This is a genomic window from Nguyenibacter vanlangensis (assembly GCF_013376155.1).
GTDB classification, from domain to species: domain Bacteria; phylum Pseudomonadota; class Alphaproteobacteria; order Acetobacterales; family Acetobacteraceae; genus Gluconacetobacter; species Gluconacetobacter vanlangensis.
Map to the genome: position 1 here is coordinate 1 of NZ_JABXXP010000407.1, position 2,641 is coordinate 2,641.

Sequence of the window (2,641 nt, forward strand, 5' to 3'; positions counted from 1 at the left end):
GGTCCAGCCGGGCGCGCACCCGGGCCAGCGGGGTGCGCAGATCGTGGGCGATGTCGTTTCCGACATCGCGGATTTCGTCCATCAGATGTTCCAGCCGGTCCAGCATGCGGTTCACGCTGCCGGCCAGACGTTCCATCTCGTCGCGCTCGCGCCCCGACGGCAGGCGCTCATGCAGGTCGCCGTCCATGATCCGGTCGATCGCCTCGTGCATCACGGTGACGCGGGCCAGGGCGCGGTGGCTGAGCACGACGCCGGTCATCAGCGCGAAGAGCACGGTCGGCACGATGGAGACCAGCAGGGAATGGCGCATCATCAGCCGCAATTCGTCGAGCATGTGCAGCCCGCGCGCCAGCACCAGGATGCGCCCCCCCGCCACCGGGACGGCGAGGATGCGCAGCACGTAGGGCGCGTCCTCGGTCGGCCAGACGGTCAGTTCGCGGACATGGCCGTCCGCCACCAGCCCGTCGGGCCATTTGTGCAGGTCGCCGGCGATGGAGTGGTGCTGCGCGTCGAACAGGGCGGCCTGGTTGATCACCACGCGCAGATCGTCGGTCGCGCGGTCACGGATCTTGTGTTCCAGATCCTGCGGCTTCTCGCCTTCGAGCAGCGCGGCCTCGCGGTGCAGCAGCATGTCCGAGCGGAGGAATTCGAAGGTCTTGGTCTGGCTGTAGCCCAGCGAGAATTGCAGGGCCGCGGCGCCGATCATCGCGGCGACGACCGCCAATGTCAGGCGGAAGGTCGCCGTGCGCAGCAGTTCGCCGAGCGACACGCCCAGCCTATTCCGGAATGCGGAGCATGAAGCCGGTGCCGCGGATGCTCTGGATCAGGGGGGTGGCACCGGGCTCGTCGATCTTGCGGCGCAGCTTGCCGATATGCACGTCGACCAGGTTGGTCTGCGGGATGAAGCGGTAGTTCCACACATCCTCGAGCAGCATGTTGCGCGTGAGCACCTGATTGGGGCGGCGCATCAGATATTCCAGCAGGCGGAATTCGCGCGGCAGCAATTCGATCACCACCCCGTCGCGGGTCACGGTGCGTTCGATCAGGTCCATGGCCAGCGGACCGACATGGAGCATCGTCTCACGCGTGTTGTTCGGGCGCCGCATCAGCGCCTCGAGCCGGGCGGCCAGTTCCTCCATCGCGAAGGGCTTGGTCAGGTAGTCGTCGCCGCCGGCCTTGAGCCCGCTGACCCGGTCATCGACCGCCGACATGGCGGACAGGACCAGCACCGGGGTGGAGACCTGCCGCCCGCGCAGGGTTTCGATCAGGGTCAGGCCGTCCATCTCGGGCAGCATGCGGTCGATGATCATGACGTCGAAATTGCCGCCGAGGCCGACCGACAGCCCGCTGGGGCCCGTCCGTTCGTGGCGGACGGAAAAGCCGCGGCTTTCCAGTTCCTCGGCGACTTCCTGAGCGATCTTGCCGTCATCCTCGACCAGCAGCACCCGGGGGGCGGGTTCCTGGGCCGGGGCAGACGGATCGGGCTTGGACGTCGCGTTCATGGTCAATGCACACATGATGGTACCCCGCTTCACGCACCACTAAATTCGTGTTCACCCCCGCCGGATGCATCCCCGCCGGCCTCGCCCGGTTGCTGGTCCGGTTGCTGGTCCGGTTCCTGGTCCGGTTCCGGGGTCGGGGCGGCCCGGGCGGTATCGGACAGCGTATCGACGCCGTCCAGTCCGCGCAGTTGCCGGGTCACGACCCGCGTGCGGCGCCGTGCCTCGTCGATCGACGAGGACATGGCCGAGGCGTTGCGGGCCAGCCGTTCCAGCACGCCGTCCATCCGCAGCATCTCCTGCCGGGTGGCGCCCAGCAGGCGGGCGATGCCGTCGGTCCGGTCCTCCAGCGCCATGGTGACGTAGCCGAGATGGATCGTGCGCAGCATGGCCGGCAGCAGGCCCGGCCCCATCACGATGACCCGGCTGGTGCGCCCGATTTCGTCCACCAGCCCGGGAATGCGGGCGATTTCGGCATAGAGCCCGTCGGTGGGCAGGTAGAGCACGGCGAATTCGACCGTGACCGGGGGCACGATATATTTGGCCGCGATCTTGCGCGCCTCGATCCGCAGGGTGGTCTCCAGCGCGCGGCGGGCGGCGCGCTCGGCCTCGGGGTCCACGCGCTCGACGGCGTCCAGCAGGCGTTCATAGGCCTCGGTCGGGAATTTGGAATCGATGGCGAGCAGGGGGGGCGACGCGGCGCGGACCGGCATGCGCACCGCGAATTCCACGATTTCGGCGCTGCCTTCGCGCAGGCGGCAATTCGCCTGGTAGGCGCCGGGCGGCAGCACGTCGTCCAGGATGGCGCGCAACTGCGCCTCGCCCCAGCCGCCGCGCGTCTTGACGTTGGAGAACAGGCGCTTGAGGTCGCCGATCTGGGCCGTCATGGCCGTGACCTCGCCCATCGCCTTCTGCATGGCGGTGAATTGTTCCAGCACCCGCTGGAACGAGGTCTGCATCTGGCGTTCCACGGCCTCGTGCAGCCGTTCGTCGACGGTGGCGCGGATCGCCTCGATCTGCCGGGCAGAGGCTTCGGCCATCTCGCGCAGGGCCTCGCCCTGGTGGATGCGGGCATCGGCGAGGTCGCGGGTGATGGCGTGGGCGATCGCGCCCAGCCGGTCGGCGACGTCGGCCCGGGACTG

The 2,641-nt window shown here is 68.7% G+C and carries 3 protein-coding genes; all 3 read right to left on the reverse strand.

From position 1 onward, the window contains the following. On the reverse strand, nucleotides 1-769 hold a 769-nt coding region (locus HUK84_RS14565; protein ID WP_176640929.1), incomplete at its 3' end, for a HAMP domain-containing protein. Between the two features lie 7 nt (nucleotides 770-776). Next, entirely contained in the window at nucleotides 777-1,517 is a 741-nt protein-coding gene (locus tag HUK84_RS14570) for a response regulator transcription factor (RefSeq protein WP_374729368.1), read from the reverse strand. Nucleotides 1,518-1,531: 14 nt separating this feature from the next. Then, a partial coding sequence (locus tag HUK84_RS14575; RefSeq protein ID WP_176640931.1) for a DNA recombination protein RmuC occupies nucleotides 1,532-2,641 on the reverse strand: 1,110 nt, incomplete at its 5' end.